Source organism: Paraburkholderia unamae (assembly GCF_003268775.1).
Taxonomy (GTDB): domain Bacteria; phylum Pseudomonadota; class Gammaproteobacteria; order Burkholderiales; family Burkholderiaceae; genus Paraburkholderia; species Paraburkholderia unamae.
The window spans coordinates 50,220-66,530 of record NZ_QLSU01000027.1 but is presented as its reverse complement, the minus strand read 5'-3'; the positions used below and the strand labels follow the sequence as shown (position 1 = coordinate 66,530).

The following is a 16,311-nucleotide window of genomic DNA, read 5'->3' as shown; positions in this document are numbered from 1 at the left end:
ACAGTTGGCGCGAATTGTCCAGCACGGTTTTTGGATCAGTATAGGGACTGTGTATGCCGTGCTTCAAGCCCGGACGCTACAGTTGCACGAATCAACCCGAGGAGGATTACCCATGACTTCGCGCCCCGTCATCGACGACCTGTCGTCGTTCTGGATGCCGTTTACGGCCAACCGCCAGTTCAAGGCCGCGCCGCGCCTGCTCGAATCGGCCAAGGGCATGTACTACCGCACGACCGACGGCCGCGAAGTGCTCGACGGCAGCGCGGGGCTTTGGTGTGTGAACGCGGGCCATGGGCGCGAGGAAATCGTCGCGGCGATCGCCCAGCAGGCCGGTACGCTCGACTTCGCCCCCACCTTCCAGATGGGTCACCCGCTCGCTTTCGAGGCCGCCAAAAAGGTCGCCGAAATCATGCCGGCCGGGCTCGATCGCATCTTCTTCACCAATTCCGGCTCGGAGTCCGTCGACACCGCGCTGAAAATCGCACTCGCCTACCATCGCGCGCGCGGCGAAGGCCAGCGCACCAAGCTCATCGGCCGCGAGCGCGGTTATCACGGCGTGGGCTTCGGCGGCATCTCGGTGGGCGGCATCGGGCCCAATCGCAAGGCGTTTTCGGGCCAGTTGCTGCCCGCCATCGATCATCTGCCGCATACGCACGATCTCCAGCACAACGCCTTTTCGAAAGGCCAGCCGGCCTGGGGCGCGCATCTGGCCGAGGACCTGGAGCGCATCGTCGCGCTGCACGACGCCTCGACCATCGCGGCCGTGATCGTCGAGCCGGTGGCGGGCTCCACGGGCGTGCTGATTCCGCCGCAAGGCTATCTGCAACGCCTGCGCGAGATCTGCACGAAGCACGGCATCCTGCTGATTTTCGACGAGGTCATCACGGGCTTCGGCCGCCTCGGCAAGGCCACCGCCAGCGAGTATTTCGGCGTGACGCCCGACATCATCACGATGGCCAAGGCGATCAACAACGCCGCCGTGCCGATGGGCGGCGTGGCCGCGAGCCGCACGGTTCACGACACGGTCGTGAACAGCGGCGCGCCCGGCGCAATCGAACTGTTCCACGGCTACACCTACTCGGCGCACCCGCTCGCCGCCGCCGCCGCGATCGCGACGCAGGACCTGTATCGCCGTGAAGGCCTGTTCGAGCGCGCCAACGCCCTCGCGCCGAAGTTCGAGGCCGCCGCGCACGCGCTGCGCGGCGAGAAGCACGTGAAGGACGTGCGCAACCTCGGCCTCGTGGCCGGCATCGAACTCGATTCGCGCGACGGCGCGCCCGGTGCACGCGCTTACGAAGTTTTCGTGAAGTGCTTCGAGGCGGGCGTGCTGATCCGCTTCACGGGCGACATCCTGGCGTTCTCGCCGCCGCTGATCGTGACCGAGGAAGAAATTGCGCGCCTGTTCGGCACGGTGCGCGACGTGCTCGCCACGGTGCAGTAAGCGGCGCCACGCGTGCAAGGGCGGCCCGGGTTCGGGCCGCTTTTTTTTTGCGGACGCCGATCGTGCGGCGGCGCTTCGTACGTGCGCCCTGTTTCGCGGCAACCGCGCCACTCGCCGCGCTGCGCCACTCATCAAGCACGGAACACGCCATCGGCGTATCGTTTCCCTATCTGCCAGGCGAGCGCGCCATTCACGCGCGCTTAGCCCATTGTGCGAGGAGGGAATCCCATGAAGATGCCAGTGCGCACCGGCGCCCATATCGAGGGCGTCCACTGGATCGCCGAATATTCGGAAGCGACCCAGCAGATCCGTGTTTTCCGCGACGGCCGCGAGGTCGATACGATCCCGGCGCCCGCGTCCATGTTCGGTGAGGAACGCGACGCGGGCTCGGCCAGCGACGCCGCGAGCCGCGCCGAGGAAGCCGCGCTGCTCGCCTGCCTGCGCCGTTACGTGGCCGACGTGCAGCCCGAAGAGTAGGAGTCTTGAACGTTTTCCCCTTCGTCTTGCAAGGAGAGCTCGCCGATGAACGAGCGCAACGCTCATCTTCCCCCGCCCACCGGAACGACCGAAGCCACCGAAACCATTGAAACCGATGCGCTCATTATTGGCGCGGGGCCGGTGGGCCTGTTCCAGGTGTTCGAGCTAGGCTTGCAGGACATTCACGCGCACGTGGTCGATTCGCTGCCCGTGGCGGGCGGCCAGTGCGCGGAGCTCTACCCCGACAAGCCGATCTACGACATTCCCGCCGTCACCATGTGCACGGGGCAGCAACTCGTCGACGCACTGATGAAGCAGATCGAGCCGTTTGGCGCAACGTTTCATCTTGGTCAGGAAGTGCAGGTCGTCGAGCGGCGCGGCGACGGCCGCTTTTTCGTGCAGACGAGCAAAGGCACGCGCTTTCTCGCGAAGACCGTATTCATCGCGGCGGGCGTGGGCTCGTTCCAGCCGCGCACGCTCAAGGTGAGCGGCATCGACCAGTATCGCGACACGCAGCTTTTCTATCGCGTGCGCGACCCCGAACGCTTTCGCGACAAGGATATCGTGGTGTGCGGCGGCGGCGATTCCGCGCTCGACTGGGCGTTGCAACTCGTGGACATCGCGCAGAGCGTGATTCTGCTGCACCGGCGCGAGTCGTTTCGCGCGGCCCCGGCAACGGTTGCGAAAATGCAGGCGTTATGCGAAGCGTGGCGCATGCAGTCGATCGTCGGCCAGGTCAGCGGGTTCGACGACGAAGGCGGCAAGCTCACGCGCATCAAGGTGACGGGCGGCGACGGCGTCACGCGCTCGCTGGAGCTCGATTGCCTGCTGGTGTTTTACGGCTTGTCGCCGCAGCTCGGGCCCATCGCGCAATGGGGCCTCGAAATCGAGCGCAAGCAGTTGCCCGTGGATACGGCGCGCTTCGAAACGAGCGTGCCCGGCATCTTCGCCGTGGGCGACATCAATACCTATCCCGGCAAGAAGAAACTGATTCTCTCGGGCTTTCACGAAGCCGCGCTCGCCGCATTCGGCGCGGCGCATCACGTCTTTCCCGAGAAGAAAATTCATCTGCAATACACGACAACCAGCACGCACCTGCACAAGGTGCTCGGCGTGGAGTCGCCGGTATTCGACTGAACGCGGAACCGTGGCCCCGCGTTCGGTCGCAGCGGGGTCAGCCCTGCTCTTCGTCCTGCTCGCGGAAAATGCGATCGGCGAGATGGAACGCCGAATTCGCCGCGGGCACGCCGCAATAGATGGCCGTTTGCAGCAGCACTTCCTTGATCTCGTCGCGCGTCACGCCATTGTTGCGGGCGGCGCGCAGATGCAGTGCAAGCTCCTCGCTGCGGTTGAGCGCGACCATCATCGAGATCGTCAGCAGGCTGCGCGTATGGCGCGGCAAGCCTTCGCGCGTCCAGATCTCGCCCCACGCGTAGCGCGTGATGAGGTTCTGGAATTCCTCGGTCACTTCCGTGCGGTTCGCGATCGAGCGATCGACGTGGGCGTCGCCCAGCACCGCGCGGCGCACCTTCATGCCCGCTTCGTAGCGATCTTCGTCGTTCATCACGCCCCCAGCAGGAAATCGACCACGAGCTTGTTGTACTCGTCGGCCAGTTCGACGTTCGAAATGTGCGACGCGTTGAGCTCGACATAGCGCGCGCCCGGCACCGACTCCGCCAGTTCGCGGCCTTGCGCGGGCGTGGCCGCGAGATCGTGCGTGCCCGAGATCACGAGCGTGGGCGCCTTGATCGAGGCCGCTTCGCCGCGCAGGTCGGCAGCGTTGATGGCGTCGCAGTTCGACGCGTAGCCTTCGTTGTCGGTATGCACGAGCACGTCGCGCGCCTGGGCGATCACGAGCGGGTTCTGCGTCATGAATTCGGCCGTGTACCAGCGCGGCAGCACGGCGTCGGCAAGCGCGAGCATGCCTTCGTTGCGCGCCTTCGCCGCACGCGGCACCCACACTTCAGGCGTGCCGATCTTCGCGGCCGTGTTGCACAGCACGAGGCGATCGATGCGATTGCCGAAACGCGCGCCCAGGCCCACGCCGGTCAGGCCGCCCATCGAAACGCCCGCGAAATGCGCGCGCTCGATGCCGAGATGGTCCATCAGGCCGATCACGTCGCCCGTGAGCTGCTCGATCGTGTACGGGCCCTTCGGCGCCGCCGAGTGGCCGTGGCCGCGCGTGTCGTAGCGCAGCACGCGGAAGTGCTTCGCGAATTCGACGAGCTGCGGCGTCCACATCGACACGTCGCTACCGAGCGAATTCGACAGAACCAGCCACGGCGCCGTGGTGTTCGCCGCACCGTCGATGCGGTAAAACAATTGCGTGTCGTTGACGGCTGCGTAAGGCATGCGTGTTACTCCTCGTGTGTCTGCTTTGATCAATTGGACGCGCGTTGCTCATACGACGCGAGCACCGCGTCGACGAAAGCATGCGCCTCGCCCACGTAATTGGCCGGATCGAGCAGCGCCTTCAGGCGCGCTTCGTCCAGATGACGGGTGACGGCGGGGTCCGCCGCCAGCACTTCGTAGAGCGTGCGGCCGCTTTGCACCGCCGATTTCGATGCGTGCTCAACGAGATGATGCGCGTCGAGCCGGCCGATCCGGTCGCCGAGCGCGAGCATGACCGCCTCGGCGAGAATCAGGCCGTGCGTGACGTCGAGATTCGCCGCGAGGCGCTCGGGCCGCACTTCGAGCCCGGCCGCGATTTGTTCGATCTGCGCGAGTGCGCCGCCGGCCAGGCGCGCGAGATCGGGCAGCGCGTCCCACTCGGCCTGCCAGCCGCCGAGCGCGCGCTCGTGTTCCTGGACCATGCCCGCGAATACGGTCGCGACGAGGCCCGGCGCGCGCGTCGCGGCCGTGAGGACAGCGGCGCAACCCACGGGGTTGCGCTTGTGCGGCATGGTCGAGGAGCCGCCCTTGCCCGCTGCGGCCGGTTCGGCCAGCTCGCCGATTTCGGTCTGCATTTGCAGGGAGATATCGCGCGCGATCTTGCCGAGCGTGCCGATCAGCATGCCGAAGAACGAGGCGGCTTCGGCAATGCGATCGCGCTGCGTGTGCCACGGCAAGGCGGGCTGCGCGAGGCCAAGTTCCTGTGCAAGCGCCGCGCTCACCTTGGGCGCGGCGTCGCGCAGGCTCGCGAGCGTGCCGGCCGCGCCGCCGAACTGGAGCACGAGCGCGCGCTCGCGCAGCGCGCCGAGGCGTTCGCGATGACGCAGCATCGCGTCGAGCCATTGTGCGAACTTCAGGCCGAGCGTGATGGGCAGCGCCTGCTGCAACCACGTGCGCCCCACGGCGGGCGTGGCGCGATGCGCGCGCGCGAGGTCGGCCAGCTTCGCACAGGTCGAATCGATGCCCTGCTCGACGAGCGCGAACGCGTCGCGCAATTGCAGCACGGTGGCCGTATCGATGATGTCCTGGCTCGTGGCGCCCCAGTGAACATACTTGGCGGCTTCAGGATCGGCGGCTTTCACGCGCGCCGTGAGCTGCTTGACGAGCGGGATCGCCAGATTGCCGCCGAGCGCGGCGTCGCGCGCAAGCGCGGGCGCGTCGAGCTGGTCCGCGGCGCACGCCGCGACGATCGCCGCCACCGCCGACTGCGGAATCACGCCATGCACGGCGCAGGCGCGCGCAAGCGCCGCCTCGACGTCGAGCATGCGTTGCAGCGTGGCGTCTGTCGACCACACGGCGTTCATCGGCTCGGTCCCGCAAATCAGGCTCGTCAGGCGTTCAATCATGGAATGTGGCGCGAAGAAAATAGCAGGCGTTCAGCTGCGGATGGAACGAAGCGGGCGCGGCAACCGCAGGCGAATGCCGTCGGTTGCCGCGCCACGACCGTACGCTTGATGCGCACGCAGGCAGACAGCTTACGCCGCGCTGCGGTTTTGCGTCGCGTCGATCAGCGGCACGCCCGCGAGCTTCTGGAGCGCGTCGAAGTCGATGTCCGAGTAGATCTCGCGCACGGCGAGGCCTTCGGGCGTGACGTCGAACGCGGCGAGGTCCGTATAGATGCGGCCCACGCAGCCCACGCCCGTGACCGGGTAAGAGCATTCGCTCACGAGCTTGCTTTCGCCCTGCTTCGTGAGCAGTTCCATCATGACGAACACCTGCTTCGCGCCGAGCGCGAGGTCCATCGCGCCGCCCACGGCCGGAATCGCGTCAGGCGCGCCGGTGTGCCAGTTCGCGAGGTCGCCCTTGACCGACACCTGGAACGCGCCGAGCACGCAGTAGTCGAGGTGGCCGCCGCGCATCATCGCGAACGAATCCGCGTGATGGAAGAACGCGCCGCCGGTGAGCAGCGTGACGTGCTGCTTGCCTGCGTTGATGAGTTCATCGTCTTCCTGGCCGGGCGCGGGCGCCGGGCCCATGCCGAGCAGGCCGTTCTCGCTGTGCAGGAAGATTTCCTTGCTGGGATCGAGGTGATTGGCCACCAGCGTCGGCACGCCGATGCCGAGATTCACATACGCGCCTTCGGGAATGTCCGCGGCCACGCGCTGGGCCATTTCGTCGCGATTCAGTCGTTTCATTGCCTCTCTCCGTTCCTTCAGGCTGCCTGGCCGCTTTGCTGCGTATGGGCTTGATGGGCCGCTTGCGGCACTTCCACGACGCGTTGCACGAAAATGCCGGGCGTCACGATGTTTTCCGGATCGAGCTGACCGAGTTCGACAACTTCCGAAACCTGCGCGATGGCGACCTTCGCCGCGCTCGCCATGATCGGGCCGAAGTTGCGCGCCGTCTTGCGATACACGAGATTGCCCCAGCGGTCGCCCTTGTACGCCTTGACGAGCGCGAAGTCGGCGTGCAGCGGCGCTTCGAGCACGTACTGGCGGCCGTCGATCAGGCGCGTTTCCTTACCTTCGGCCAGCTTCGTGCCGTAGCCCGTGGGCGTGAAGAAGCCGCCGATGCCGGCGCCCGCGGCGCGGATGCGCTCGGCCAGATTGCCCTGCGGCACGAGTTCGAGCTCGATTTCTCCGGCGCGGTAGAGCGCGTCGAACACATAAGAGTCGGTCTGGCGCGGGAACGAGCAGATGATCTTGCGCACGCGCTTCGCCTTGAGCAGCGCGGCCAGGCCGGTGTCGCCATTGCCTGCGTTGTTGTTGACGATCGTGAGGTCGCGCGCGCCCTGCTCGATGAGCGCGTCGATCAGTTCGGCGGGCATACCGGCCGTGCCGAAGCCGCCGATCATGACCGTGGCGCCGTCATGCACATCGGCCACGGCGGCTTGAAGCGAGTCGAAAATCTTGTTGATCATGCCTGTTCCTGAAAGCGATGCGCATCGCGGAAGGTCCACGCCACTCAATCGCGAAAAAGTTCTATATACGAACACTGATTCGTTTAGCGAACGTCCAGCGCATTATCGGAGTGTATTCACGGGCTTGTCAAGGCGGGTCTACCCACGGGTTTGCCAATACAAGCAATCTACTTCATGTTGGCGCGGGTGCCGCGCGGTTTGCACGCGGGCGCACTTTCCTGCCGCTCTTTCAAGCCAGGCGCGGCCGTGGGCACATACCCCAATATCCGGATTTTCAATTGATCGACTAGTCTTTATCTGAATTCGGCATAGTTCACCTCCACGCCCTCCCTGTGCGCCGCTTCATGCAAGAGCTCGATCTCAATCTCATCCCCTATCTCGTGGCCATGGAGGAAACGCGCAACGTGAGCCGCGCCGCCGAGCGCCTCGGCGTGAGCCAGCCGCGCGTGAGTACGGCGCTTGGCAAGCTGCGCGAATTTTTCGGCGATCCGCTGTTCGTGCGCACCTCGCGCGGCATGGAGCCGACGCCGCGGGCGCTCGGCCTGATTCCCGCCGCGCGCGACGCGCTGGTGCATATCGAGAAAGGCATGTTGCAGGCGCAGGACTTCGATCCCGCCACGAGCACGCACACCTTTTCCATCGCGCTTTCTGATGTCGGTGAAATCGTCTTTCTGCCGCGTCTCTTGCAGGTGTTCGCCGAGCGCGCGCCGAACGCGAACCTGCGCTCGGTGTCGCTGCCGCCAAGCCAGGTCGAACGCGGGCTCGAATCGGGCGATATCGATCTCGCGGTCGGCTATTTTCCCGACCTGGGCGGCAACAACTTCTTTCAGCAGCGCCTCTTCACGCACCGCTTCATCTGCATGATGCGCAGCGGCCATCCGCTCGCGGGCAAAACCATGACTACGGAGCAGTTCCTCGCCATGGGCCACGCCGTCGTGCGCGCCGAGGGGCGCAGCCAGGAGGTGCTGGAGCAGTATCTGGAGAAAAGGCGTATGCGCCGGCGCGCCGTGCTCGAAACGCCTCACTTCATGAGCCTGCCGTTCATTCTCACGCGCTCCGACCTCATCGCGACCGTGCCGCATGCAATCGGCTTCGCCTATGTGTCGGAGCATGCGTCGATCACACTCGTCGAGCCGCCGCTGGCGTTGCCGCGCTTCGACCTCAAGCAGCACTGGCATCGCAAGTATCACAACACGCCGCGCGGCGAGTGGCTGCGCGGCGTGGTGGCGGAACTCTTCAACGACGCCATGGACGAGTGGCCGAAGTAACCCGCGACGCAGACAATTGCCCACGCAACGGCGGCGCTGCGCGTGGCGCGACAAAACATGAAACAATGCGCGTTCGTGGTGCGCGCCCCGGCGGCGCCCTGCCACATGACCGGAGCCCATGCATGAGCGAAATAAAAAAAGCGGGAAAAGCGAAGCAGCGCAAAAGCCAGACGAGCCAGGACGTACGCGCGTCGCGCCCCTCACGCGATGAAGCCGAGGACGCCGTGCGCGTGCTGCTACGCTGGGCCGGCGACGACCCCTCGCGCGAAGGACTGATCGATACGCCCGCGCGCGTCGTGCGCGCCTATGAAGAGTTCTTCGCGGGCTATGACGTCGATCCGCGCGACATCCTCTCGCGCACCTTCTCCGAGGTGGACGGCTACGACGAAATGATCGTGCTGAAGGACATCCGCTTCGAGAGCTACTGCGAGCATCACATGGTGCCCATCATCGGGCGCGCGCACGTGGCGTATCTGCCCGAGCATCGGGTGGTGGGGATTTCGAAGCTCGCGCGCCTCGTCGACGCCTTCGCAAAGCGCTTGCAGATTCAGGAGAAGATGACCGCGCAGATCGCCGACACGCTCAACGAGGTGCTGCAACCGAAGGGCGTGGGCGTGATACTCGAAGCGGCGCATCAATGCATGTCCACGCGCGGCGTGCACAAGGCGGGTGTGTCGATGGTCACGTCGCGCATGCTCGGCACCTTCCGCACCGACCCCTCCACGCGCCGCGAGTTTCTCGCCATCGTGGGCAATCCGGGTGCGATGAGCGTCGCGAACACCTGAGACGTCGGTCGCGCGCGATGAACGGGGCAGTACGCCCCGTTACCCCGTGTCGCGTTCGTTATGTGAGAGACTTCACGTGCTCTCGTCGCCGCGCTCGATCTCGCGAATCTTGCCCTGGCGCACGCTGCTGCCCGGCGGCACGCTGTGCGTGAGCCACACATTCCCGCCGATCACCGAGCCACGGCCGATCGTCACGCGGCCGAGAATGGTCGCGCCCGCGTAGATCACCACGTCGTCCTCGACGATCGGGTGGCGCGCATTGCCCTTCACGAGCGTTCCGTCGAGATCGGCCGCGAAACTCTTCGCGCCGAGCGTGACCGCCTGATACACGCGCACGCGCTCGCCGATAATCGCCGTTTCGCCGATCACCACGCCCGTGCCGTGATCGATGAAGAAGCTCGAACCGATCTGCGCGCCGGGGTGGATGTCGATGCCCGTTGCCGAATGGGCGATCTCGTTGATGAAGCGCGCGAGCAGCGGCACGCCGAGGCGATGCAAGGCATGGGCGAGCCGATGATGCGTCATGGCCCACACGCCCGGATAGCACAGCAGGATTTCGGTGATGTGTTGCGCGGCCGGGTCGCCGGTGAACGCCGCCTGAATGTCGCTCACGAGCAGCGCGCGAATGCCGGGCAACTGCCGCCCGAACTCGCGCGCGACTTCGAAGGCGCGCGTGCGCAGCGCGTCATCGCTCAGCTTTGCGCTTTCGGGCAGGAAGCGCAAAGCGCGGCGAATCTGCTCCCCGAGCAATCGCAAGGTGCTGTCGAGGGTATGACCGACGTAGTAGTCGATGCTCTCGTCGGTCAGGTCGGGCGCGCCGTAATGTGTGGGAAAGAGCGCGGCGCGCAGGCCGGCCACGATGTTGACGACCGCGTCGCGCGAAGGCAATTCGCGAATGCCGAGAGGATGGCGGGTGCGGTGCCGCTCTTCACGTGACGCACGCAGATCGGCGACGATCTGTTCGAGACCCCAATCGGGGGAAGCAGCATTGGACATGGTGATGCGGCAGCGGACGCACGGTCCGCGAAGGAATGGTTCGACCCCAGAGATTACCGCGTTTTGGGCGAGTTCGCCGAGGCGCCCGTGGTGCCGGCCCCGGCGTGGGATGCAGTTTTATGCAGGTTTGGGAGGGCGGAAAATCAGGCGGGCCCGGCGGGCCCGTCAAAGCGTGACCGTGCTCGCGTCGATCCATCGCACAGCCCAGTCGCGGGCATGGGCGATGGCGGCCCCTTCGTCGGCAAAGCGCAGATCGGCGGGGAAAAACCGGTTGGCGACGAGTTCACCATCGCTCGATCGCGAAATCACGACATAAGGTTGATACATCCCGTCACCGGCGCGCGCCGGGGCGCAATTCAGCAAGTAGCCGCGATGCGTAAATGCAGCGTCGAAGTGCATGTGTGTCACCCGCCCCTGACTGCCTCGTCCGTTTTTTGTGGCGCGTGCATTCAGGATCGCGCGGCAAAGCCGCAGCGTGGGCCCTCGCCCGGCCCATTAATCGAAAGCGCGCCAACTCGTTGAAAGAGGATCATACTCCTGGGAAAAAGGCCGATCCAAAGAAAAAAATGCAAAATCGCTGGAGGCGTTCTCCTGGCGAACCGGCTTGCTTTTCAACCCGATTCAAGGGTCGCGGCGCCGTACCGGAACGGCGCTTGCTGATTTATCGATACCTGGTCTTCCAAGGAGGAAGCATCATGAATCGTACCGAGGACATGCCCAAAGCCGGCGCAGGCGACGTCAGCGCGCCGCACGCCCGGCCGCGCAGCGCCGAACTCCACAACGACCGCACGCACGACAGTTCGGTCGACACCGATGGCAAGAACCGCGAGGCAGCGCGCCTCGCCGGCGACGGCTACATCAGCCCCGACGAGGTGACGACATCCAACGCGACGCTCGTGAACAGCGTGGCCGAAGCCAATGACGGACTGGCGGGCTTCGACAGCCGCACGAGCGGGCACAGGCTGCCGTTCGCGCTCCAGTCGGGCTTCGAGGCGGTCGACAAAGGCATGACCGCGCCCGAGGAGCCCTACGACTTCGAGAGCCAGTTCGCCGATGCGCGCGAGCCTGGCGTGCGGCGCAGCCCGGGGCGCCTCCACTTTGCGCTCAACCACATGCGCCCCACGCGCGTGATCGAGTTGCAGCGCAAGCCCTGAATCGCGTACGGCGCATCGGTGCGCGCGAAGCGAGGGACGGCATCCGGCGATGGGCGCGCAAGCGCCCTCGCCCTGCGCTCCGGCCGTTTTAGCACGGGTCCGCTTCCGATTATTCCGGCCAAATCATGTCAATCTGTCGGAATCAAACGGTATTCAGTCGAATGCCTATAAAAGCGAAATGAAAAGCCGCGTGGAAAATCGAAAGCCGATAAATCGACGGTCATATTCGCTGGCGTGCCGGGTGTTTTTTCCGCTTTTGAAATAGAGCGCGGCTTTATTACTGCTGGGTGACGCAGAACGAAATTGGCGCTCCCTCGACCTGCACTCCTGTTCAGGGTCTGCTGAACTTCTCTTCACTGTCGGTCAAATCTGACAGAAATAGCCCCAGCCAATCCATCGGATTGCGAACCTGGCGCTATCAAAGCGGGATTTAGTGATAAATTCTTACATCATAAGAAGCGAGGAGCGGATATCACAGGGTTTTGCCCCCGGATCTCGCCCAGCGCTGATGGAGAGTGTTGAACGTGCCTCTACATTTCATAGAGCAGATGTCGCCCGTGCTCGACGCGCCCGAAGAGGCCGCGTGGTTCGACGCGGTGACGAAGCTCGCCAGTTCGTGGGGATTCAGCCAGCTCATGCTGGCTATCCTGCCGCGCCCGGGCATGAGGCTCGAAGACGCGTTCATTCGCACGAACTATTCGGCCGCGTGGCGTCAGACGTACAACGACCACGGCATGGCCTACTTCGACCCAACCGTGACGCACTGCACAACGCGTTCGTCGCCGCTCATCTGGTCGCCGGAGTTGTTCGCGACCGAGCAGCAGCAGTCGATGTATGAGGAGGCCCGCGCGTACGGGTTGCGCGCCGGCATTACGTTGCCGATTCACGGGCCGCGCCAGGAAGTGGGCATGCTGTGCTTCGTCAACGACGCGAGCCCGAGCGACGGGTTCTGGGACGATGTGAACCGCGCGCTGCCGAATCTCGTTCTGCTGCGCGATCTGGTGCTCGACACGAGCCACCGGCATCTGACCGACCACGTCCAGTCGCTGATCCCGAAGCTCACGCCGCGCGAAAAGGAATGCCTCAAGTGGACCGCCCTCGGCAAGTCCACTTGGGAAATTTCTCACATCCTGAATTGCTCGGAAGCCGTCGTGAACTTCCACATGAAGAACATTCGCGGGAAGTTCGGCGTGAATTCACGGCGAGCGGCAGCCGTGATCGCAACCCAGATGGGTCTTATAGACCCGGGCTAAACACCATCGGTGCATCGGGACGGCGCAGCACGCGCTCGGCGCGGCCAAGATCCCCGTCCGAAATCGTCTTGTTGAAATACAGCCCGAGCAGGATCGACACCGGCGGCGGAATCTCCGCGCCCGACTCGAACCGGCTGCCGCGCGACTGCGTTACGCCAAAGCGCGCCCAGAAGCGGCGCTGGCTCTCCTTCTTCTTCTTCCGGTAAGCAATGATCAGGACGCGGTCGATGACCGAAGACAGATCCCCGGAAGACGAAATGGTACTCGCACCCGAGTGCCATTGATTTTCCATAAGTTCCATGATGACTCTCGCTGTCAGATATGCCTGATGAGTGACTGCCGCCGAAGTGATTCTCCTTAAGACACCCTCTCTGCGCACCTACCTATCTAGATAGGTGTTTTTTTATATTCATAACGCATAGCTTTCGAACCGTACTGCCGCGCTTCCACACAAATCGGGAGAGTTGTCATGCAAGCTGCGATACGGATCGGTCTGAGACAGGACTTCGACAACGAGGACATCAACGAGATGTACCGGCTACGCGCGCGGGTGTTCCGCGACCGCCTCGGCTGGGACATCCCCACCATTGCCGGCATGGAAATCGACGGTTACGACGCGCTCGGGCCCCATTACATGCTGATTCAGGACGGCGGCGGCCAGGTACGCGGCTGCTGGCGCCTGATGCCCACCGAAGGCCCGAACATGTTGCGCGACACCTTCCCGCAACTGCTCCAGGGCAAGGCCGCGCCCACGGCCCGCAACATCTGGGAGCTGAGCCGCTTCGCCATTGAGTCGGGCAACGACCAGTCGTTTGGCTTCGCCGACCTGACCTTGAGCGCGATGCGCGCCGTCGTGACGTACGCCGACCGCGCGGGCATCAACAGCTACGTGACGGTGACCACGACGCCGATGGAGCGCCTGCTGCGACGCACGGGCATCGAGATGACGCGCCTGGGTGCGCCGATGCGCATTGGCGTGGAGAACGCCGTCGCGCTGGAAATCGCGATGAGCCAGCAGACCCACACGGCGCTGTTCGGGCCCATGGCGCACGCGGCATGAAGGCGGCATGACGGCAGACTGAGGACGGCCCGAAGGCAGTCGAAGGAAGACAATCGCCGGCCGGGCGAACCATTGCGCGGCAGCCAGCCAGGCCTTAAGTTGTCTAACAAATTCAACCTAAAAAGGTGACTTGCCGGCCGCCGCCCCTTAGTCGGCCTTGGCTTCTTCCGCTTTTGGCTCGTCGCTTTTCGGCGTCGCGGCGCTGCGGCCGAAGCGAATATGGGAAATGCGCCCCACGCACAGCGCCGCCGCGAGCGCCGCGCAACCCGTCAGGCCGATGCCCAGGTGAATCGAGTCGACCAGCACGTGGCGCACCGCATCGATCAGCGCGGCGCCGTCCAGCCCCGCCGCCTTCATCTGCGCGACGAGGCCGTCGCGCAGCGCCGGGTCGATCAGCACGCGGGGGTCGGCGAGTTGGGGACGCCAGCGCTCCTGCAAAGGCGCGCCGAGCACCGCCAGCGCGTCGCCGACACCGGCGGCATAGCGATGGTTGACGATGGTCGCGACGATACTGGTGCCGAGCATGCCGCCCACCATGCGCGTGGATTGCAGCAAGGCGGTCGTGATGCCGAAGCGCTCGCGCCCGGCGATCTCCTGGCCGAATACATTGAGATTGTTCAGGATGAACCCGAGCCCGATGCCCACCGCCGACATCGCCAGTTCGAGCCACAGGTGGTCCGTGTTGCGGGACGCGAAGGCGAGGCCTGTCGAAGCCGCCACCAGCAGGCTAAAGCCCACCGTCAGAATCATCGTGGGCTTGCGCAGCCGGATCACGATACGCGTGTTGATGAGGCTGCCGAGCGCGATGCACGCCGCGATGGGCGTGGCGAGCAGGCCGGCCTCCTGGGGTGACAGCCCGAAGCCGCCCTGTAGCAGGAGCGGCGCGAAGAAGATCAGCGAAAACATCACGAAGCCGGACAGCGTCGAGAGCATAAACAGCGTGACGAGTTGCCGGTCGCGGAACAGATCGAGCGGGATCATCGGGTGCGTCGCGCGCCGCTCGCACACCAGCAGCGCGACGGCACCGACCAGCACGGCCCCGGCGAGCACCAGGTTGCCGGTGGTCAGGCCGTCCTTCGGCACCGCCTCGATGAAGGTCTGGAAGCCGCCCAGCACCAGCGCGACGAGTGCGGCGCCGGTCCAGTCGATGCGAACCTCGCCGGTCCGCGCGGGCTGGTAGCGCGGCAGGTGCGCCCAGATGAAATAAAGTGCAAGCGCGCCGACAGGCAAATTGACGAGAAAGGTCGAGCGCCAGCCGAAATGCTCGCTGAGCCAGCCGCCCAGCGACGGCCCCGCCGCCGTGCCGATGCCGTAGGCGGCGGCCATCACGACCTGCCAGCGCACGCGCGCGCGCGGGTCCGGAAAGAGATCGGGGATCGAGGCAAACGCCGTGCCCACCATCATGCCGCCGCCCACCCCTTGCAGCGCGCGCGCCACCGCGAGAAAGCGCATGTCGGTCGCGAGCCCGCAGAGCACGGAAGCCACCGTGAACACGATGACCGCGGCGATCACGAAGCGCTTGCGCCCGAAGTAGTCGCCAAGCCGGCCGAACACGGGCACCGTCACGACCGAGGCCAGCAGGTAGGCGCTGGCGATCCAGGCGTAAAACTCGAAGCCGTGCAGTTCGGCGACGATCGAAGGCAAGGCGGTGCTGACGACGGTCTGATCGAGCGCGACGAGCATGTTGACGAGGCCGATGCCGAGCATGGCCAGCAGCGCGTCGCGAAACGGCAGATTGGCGGAGGAAGGTTTCACGGGAGGGGGGCGACTGCGAGGGGCGAAAAAGACGCAACGATAGCGGGATGACGGTGTGGGCGCAACCAAACGAAAAAATCGGCGAAAACGCCGGCGAAAGTGCGGCTGAGAAGCCGGGCGCCGGAAAGGACTACGCGATATTCCGACGCAGCCCCTTGATCTTCCCTTCGACTCCTTCCATCTTTCATACAGTCCGACTGCATATTCACTCGCGATCCATTAAGCTTCTCGCCAGTCACATACATGCCGCACGCGGCCCGGCAAGACATAACCAGAGGCCGCGCGAATCTCGATCCCACTTGAAGAGGAGGTCTTATGTACAAACGCATCCTTGTCGCCGTCGACGGCAGTGCAACGTCGCGCCGCGCTTTCGCCGCCGCGCTCGATCTGGCGAAGGCAATGGGCTCGACGCTCCAGCCGTACTACGTGATCGAGAACACGCCCATGTACTTCGACGCGCCGGGCTACGATCCGTCGATCCTGCGCAACCAGATGATCGCGCAGGGCAACGAACTCGCCGAAGAGATGAACAAGGCGATGAGCGAGCGCGGCGTCCAGGGCGCCATGCTCACGGGCGAGGCCTCCTCGCTCGACGACGTCCCGACGCTCGTGCTCAACGCCGCGAAGTCCGAAGGCGCCGACCTGATCGTGATGGGCACGCACGGGCGCCGCGGCTTCCAGCGCCTCATCCTCGGCAGTGTCGCCGAACGCTGCGTACGGCAATCCGCCCTCCCCGTGCTGCTGATCCCCTCCGCAGCCGGCAATGCCGCAGAAAACAGCCCGGAGTAAGGCCTCGACGACACGCCATTTTTGCGTGTTATTGAAAAGTCGCTTGCGCTCCGTCAGACGCCGCGCAAGCGGCTTCTGACAA

The 16,311-nt window shown here is 64.9% G+C and carries 18 protein-coding genes; 9 read left to right on the top strand and 9 right to left on the bottom strand.

Going from position 1 to position 16,311, the window contains the following annotated elements; all coding sequences use genetic code 11:
- The first annotated feature begins 112 nt into the window (after positions 1-112).
- From aptA to C7401_RS33135, 3 genes are all read left to right on the top strand, one after another.
- Positions 113-1,441, top strand: coding sequence for an omega-aminotransferase AptA (gene aptA, locus C7401_RS33145; RefSeq protein ID WP_112175920.1), 1,329 nt, complete (start codon positions 113-115; stop codon positions 1,439-1,441).
- 228 nt (positions 1,442-1,669) lie between these two features.
- Positions 1,670-1,918 (top strand): hypothetical protein, encoded by a 249-nt coding sequence (locus C7401_RS33140; RefSeq protein WP_112175919.1) that lies wholly within the window; start codon positions 1,670-1,672, stop codon positions 1,916-1,918.
- A 45-nt stretch (positions 1,919-1,963) separates the two neighbouring features.
- Positions 1,964-3,055, top strand: coding sequence for an NAD(P)/FAD-dependent oxidoreductase (locus C7401_RS33135; RefSeq protein WP_112175917.1), 1,092 nt, complete (start codon positions 1,964-1,966; stop codon positions 3,053-3,055).
- 37 nt (positions 3,056-3,092) lie between these two features.
- On the opposite strand, the gene pcaC is transcribed toward C7401_RS33135, so the two are convergent.
- From pcaC to C7401_RS33110, 5 genes are all read right to left on the bottom strand, one after another.
- Positions 3,093-3,482, bottom strand: a complete 390-nt coding sequence (gene pcaC / locus C7401_RS33130; RefSeq protein WP_112175915.1) for a 4-carboxymuconolactone decarboxylase — start codon at positions 3,480-3,482, stop codon at positions 3,093-3,095.
- Positions 3,482-4,270, bottom strand: a complete 789-nt coding sequence (pcaD, locus tag C7401_RS33125) for a 3-oxoadipate enol-lactonase (protein WP_112175913.1) — start codon at positions 4,268-4,270, stop codon at positions 3,482-3,484. The genes pcaC and pcaD overlap by 1 nt, the downstream gene beginning before the upstream one ends.
- 29 nt (positions 4,271-4,299) lie before the next feature.
- Entirely contained in the window at positions 4,300-5,655 is a 1,356-nt protein-coding gene (locus tag C7401_RS33120; RefSeq protein ID WP_112175911.1) for a 3-carboxy-cis,cis-muconate cycloisomerase, read from the bottom strand.
- Between the two features lie 129 nt (positions 5,656-5,784).
- Positions 5,785-6,444, bottom strand: coding sequence for a 3-oxoacid CoA-transferase subunit B (locus tag C7401_RS33115; RefSeq protein WP_112175910.1), 660 nt, complete (start codon positions 6,442-6,444; stop codon positions 5,785-5,787).
- Between the two features lie 17 nt (positions 6,445-6,461).
- A complete protein-coding gene (locus C7401_RS33110; RefSeq protein ID WP_112175909.1) occupies positions 6,462-7,169 on the bottom strand; it encodes a 3-oxoacid CoA-transferase subunit A in 708 nt (235 codons plus the stop codon).
- Between the two features lie 344 nt (positions 7,170-7,513).
- Here C7401_RS33110 and C7401_RS33105 point away from each other — a divergent pair, with 344 nt between their 5' ends.
- On the top strand, positions 7,514-8,437 hold the full coding sequence (locus C7401_RS33105) for a LysR family transcriptional regulator (protein WP_112176020.1): 924 nt from the start codon (positions 7,514-7,516) through the stop codon (positions 8,435-8,437).
- Positions 8,438-8,559: 122 nt separating this feature from the next.
- Positions 8,560-9,222, top strand: coding sequence for a GTP cyclohydrolase I FolE (folE, locus tag C7401_RS33100; RefSeq protein ID WP_224039431.1), 663 nt, complete (start codon positions 8,560-8,562; stop codon positions 9,220-9,222).
- A gap of 72 nt (positions 9,223-9,294) precedes the next feature.
- On the opposite strand, the gene epsC is transcribed toward folE, so the two are convergent.
- Both epsC and C7401_RS33090 read right to left on the bottom strand, forming a co-directional pair.
- On the bottom strand, positions 9,295-10,218 hold the full coding sequence (gene epsC, locus C7401_RS33095; RefSeq protein WP_112175907.1) for a serine O-acetyltransferase EpsC: 924 nt from the start codon (positions 10,216-10,218) through the stop codon (positions 9,295-9,297).
- 165 nt (positions 10,219-10,383) lie between these two features.
- Positions 10,384-10,617: a hypothetical protein gene (locus C7401_RS33090; RefSeq protein ID WP_112175905.1), complete on the bottom strand. Its 234-nt coding sequence runs from the start codon at positions 10,615-10,617 to the stop codon at positions 10,384-10,386.
- A gap of 296 nt (positions 10,618-10,913) precedes the next feature.
- Here C7401_RS33090 and C7401_RS33085 point away from each other — a divergent pair, with 296 nt between their 5' ends.
- A complete protein-coding gene (locus tag C7401_RS33085; RefSeq protein WP_112175903.1) occupies positions 10,914-11,372 on the top strand; it encodes a DUF3005 domain-containing protein in 459 nt (152 codons plus the stop codon).
- 548 nt (positions 11,373-11,920) lie between these two features.
- Complete coding sequence (locus C7401_RS33080) at positions 11,921-12,625, top strand: helix-turn-helix transcriptional regulator (protein ID WP_112175901.1); 705 nt, start codon at positions 11,921-11,923, stop codon at positions 12,623-12,625.
- On the opposite strand, the gene C7401_RS33075 is transcribed toward C7401_RS33080, so the two are convergent.
- Positions 12,609-12,926, bottom strand: coding sequence for a helix-turn-helix domain-containing protein (locus C7401_RS33075; protein ID WP_165842086.1), 318 nt, complete (start codon positions 12,924-12,926; stop codon positions 12,609-12,611). The genes C7401_RS33080 and C7401_RS33075 overlap by 17 nt on opposite strands.
- A gap of 168 nt (positions 12,927-13,094) precedes the next feature.
- On the opposite strand from C7401_RS33075, the gene C7401_RS33070 reads away from it, so the two are divergent.
- The gene (locus C7401_RS33070) at positions 13,095-13,685 is read left to right on the top strand and encodes an acyl-homoserine-lactone synthase (RefSeq protein ID WP_112175899.1); all 591 of its coding nucleotides are present in this window, start codon (positions 13,095-13,097) and stop codon (positions 13,683-13,685) included.
- Between the two features lie 147 nt (positions 13,686-13,832).
- Here the strand turns inward: C7401_RS33070 and C7401_RS33065 are convergent, their stop codons facing one another.
- On the bottom strand, positions 13,833-15,392 hold the full coding sequence (locus tag C7401_RS33065) for an MFS transporter (RefSeq protein ID WP_112176014.1): 1,560 nt from the start codon (positions 15,390-15,392) through the stop codon (positions 13,833-13,835).
- A gap of 363 nt (positions 15,393-15,755) precedes the next feature.
- On the opposite strand from C7401_RS33065, the gene C7401_RS33060 reads away from it, so the two are divergent.
- Positions 15,756-16,229 (top strand): universal stress protein, encoded by a 474-nt coding sequence (locus C7401_RS33060; RefSeq protein ID WP_112175897.1) that lies wholly within the window; start codon positions 15,756-15,758, stop codon positions 16,227-16,229.
- The last annotated feature ends 82 nt before the right edge of the window (positions 16,230-16,311 follow it).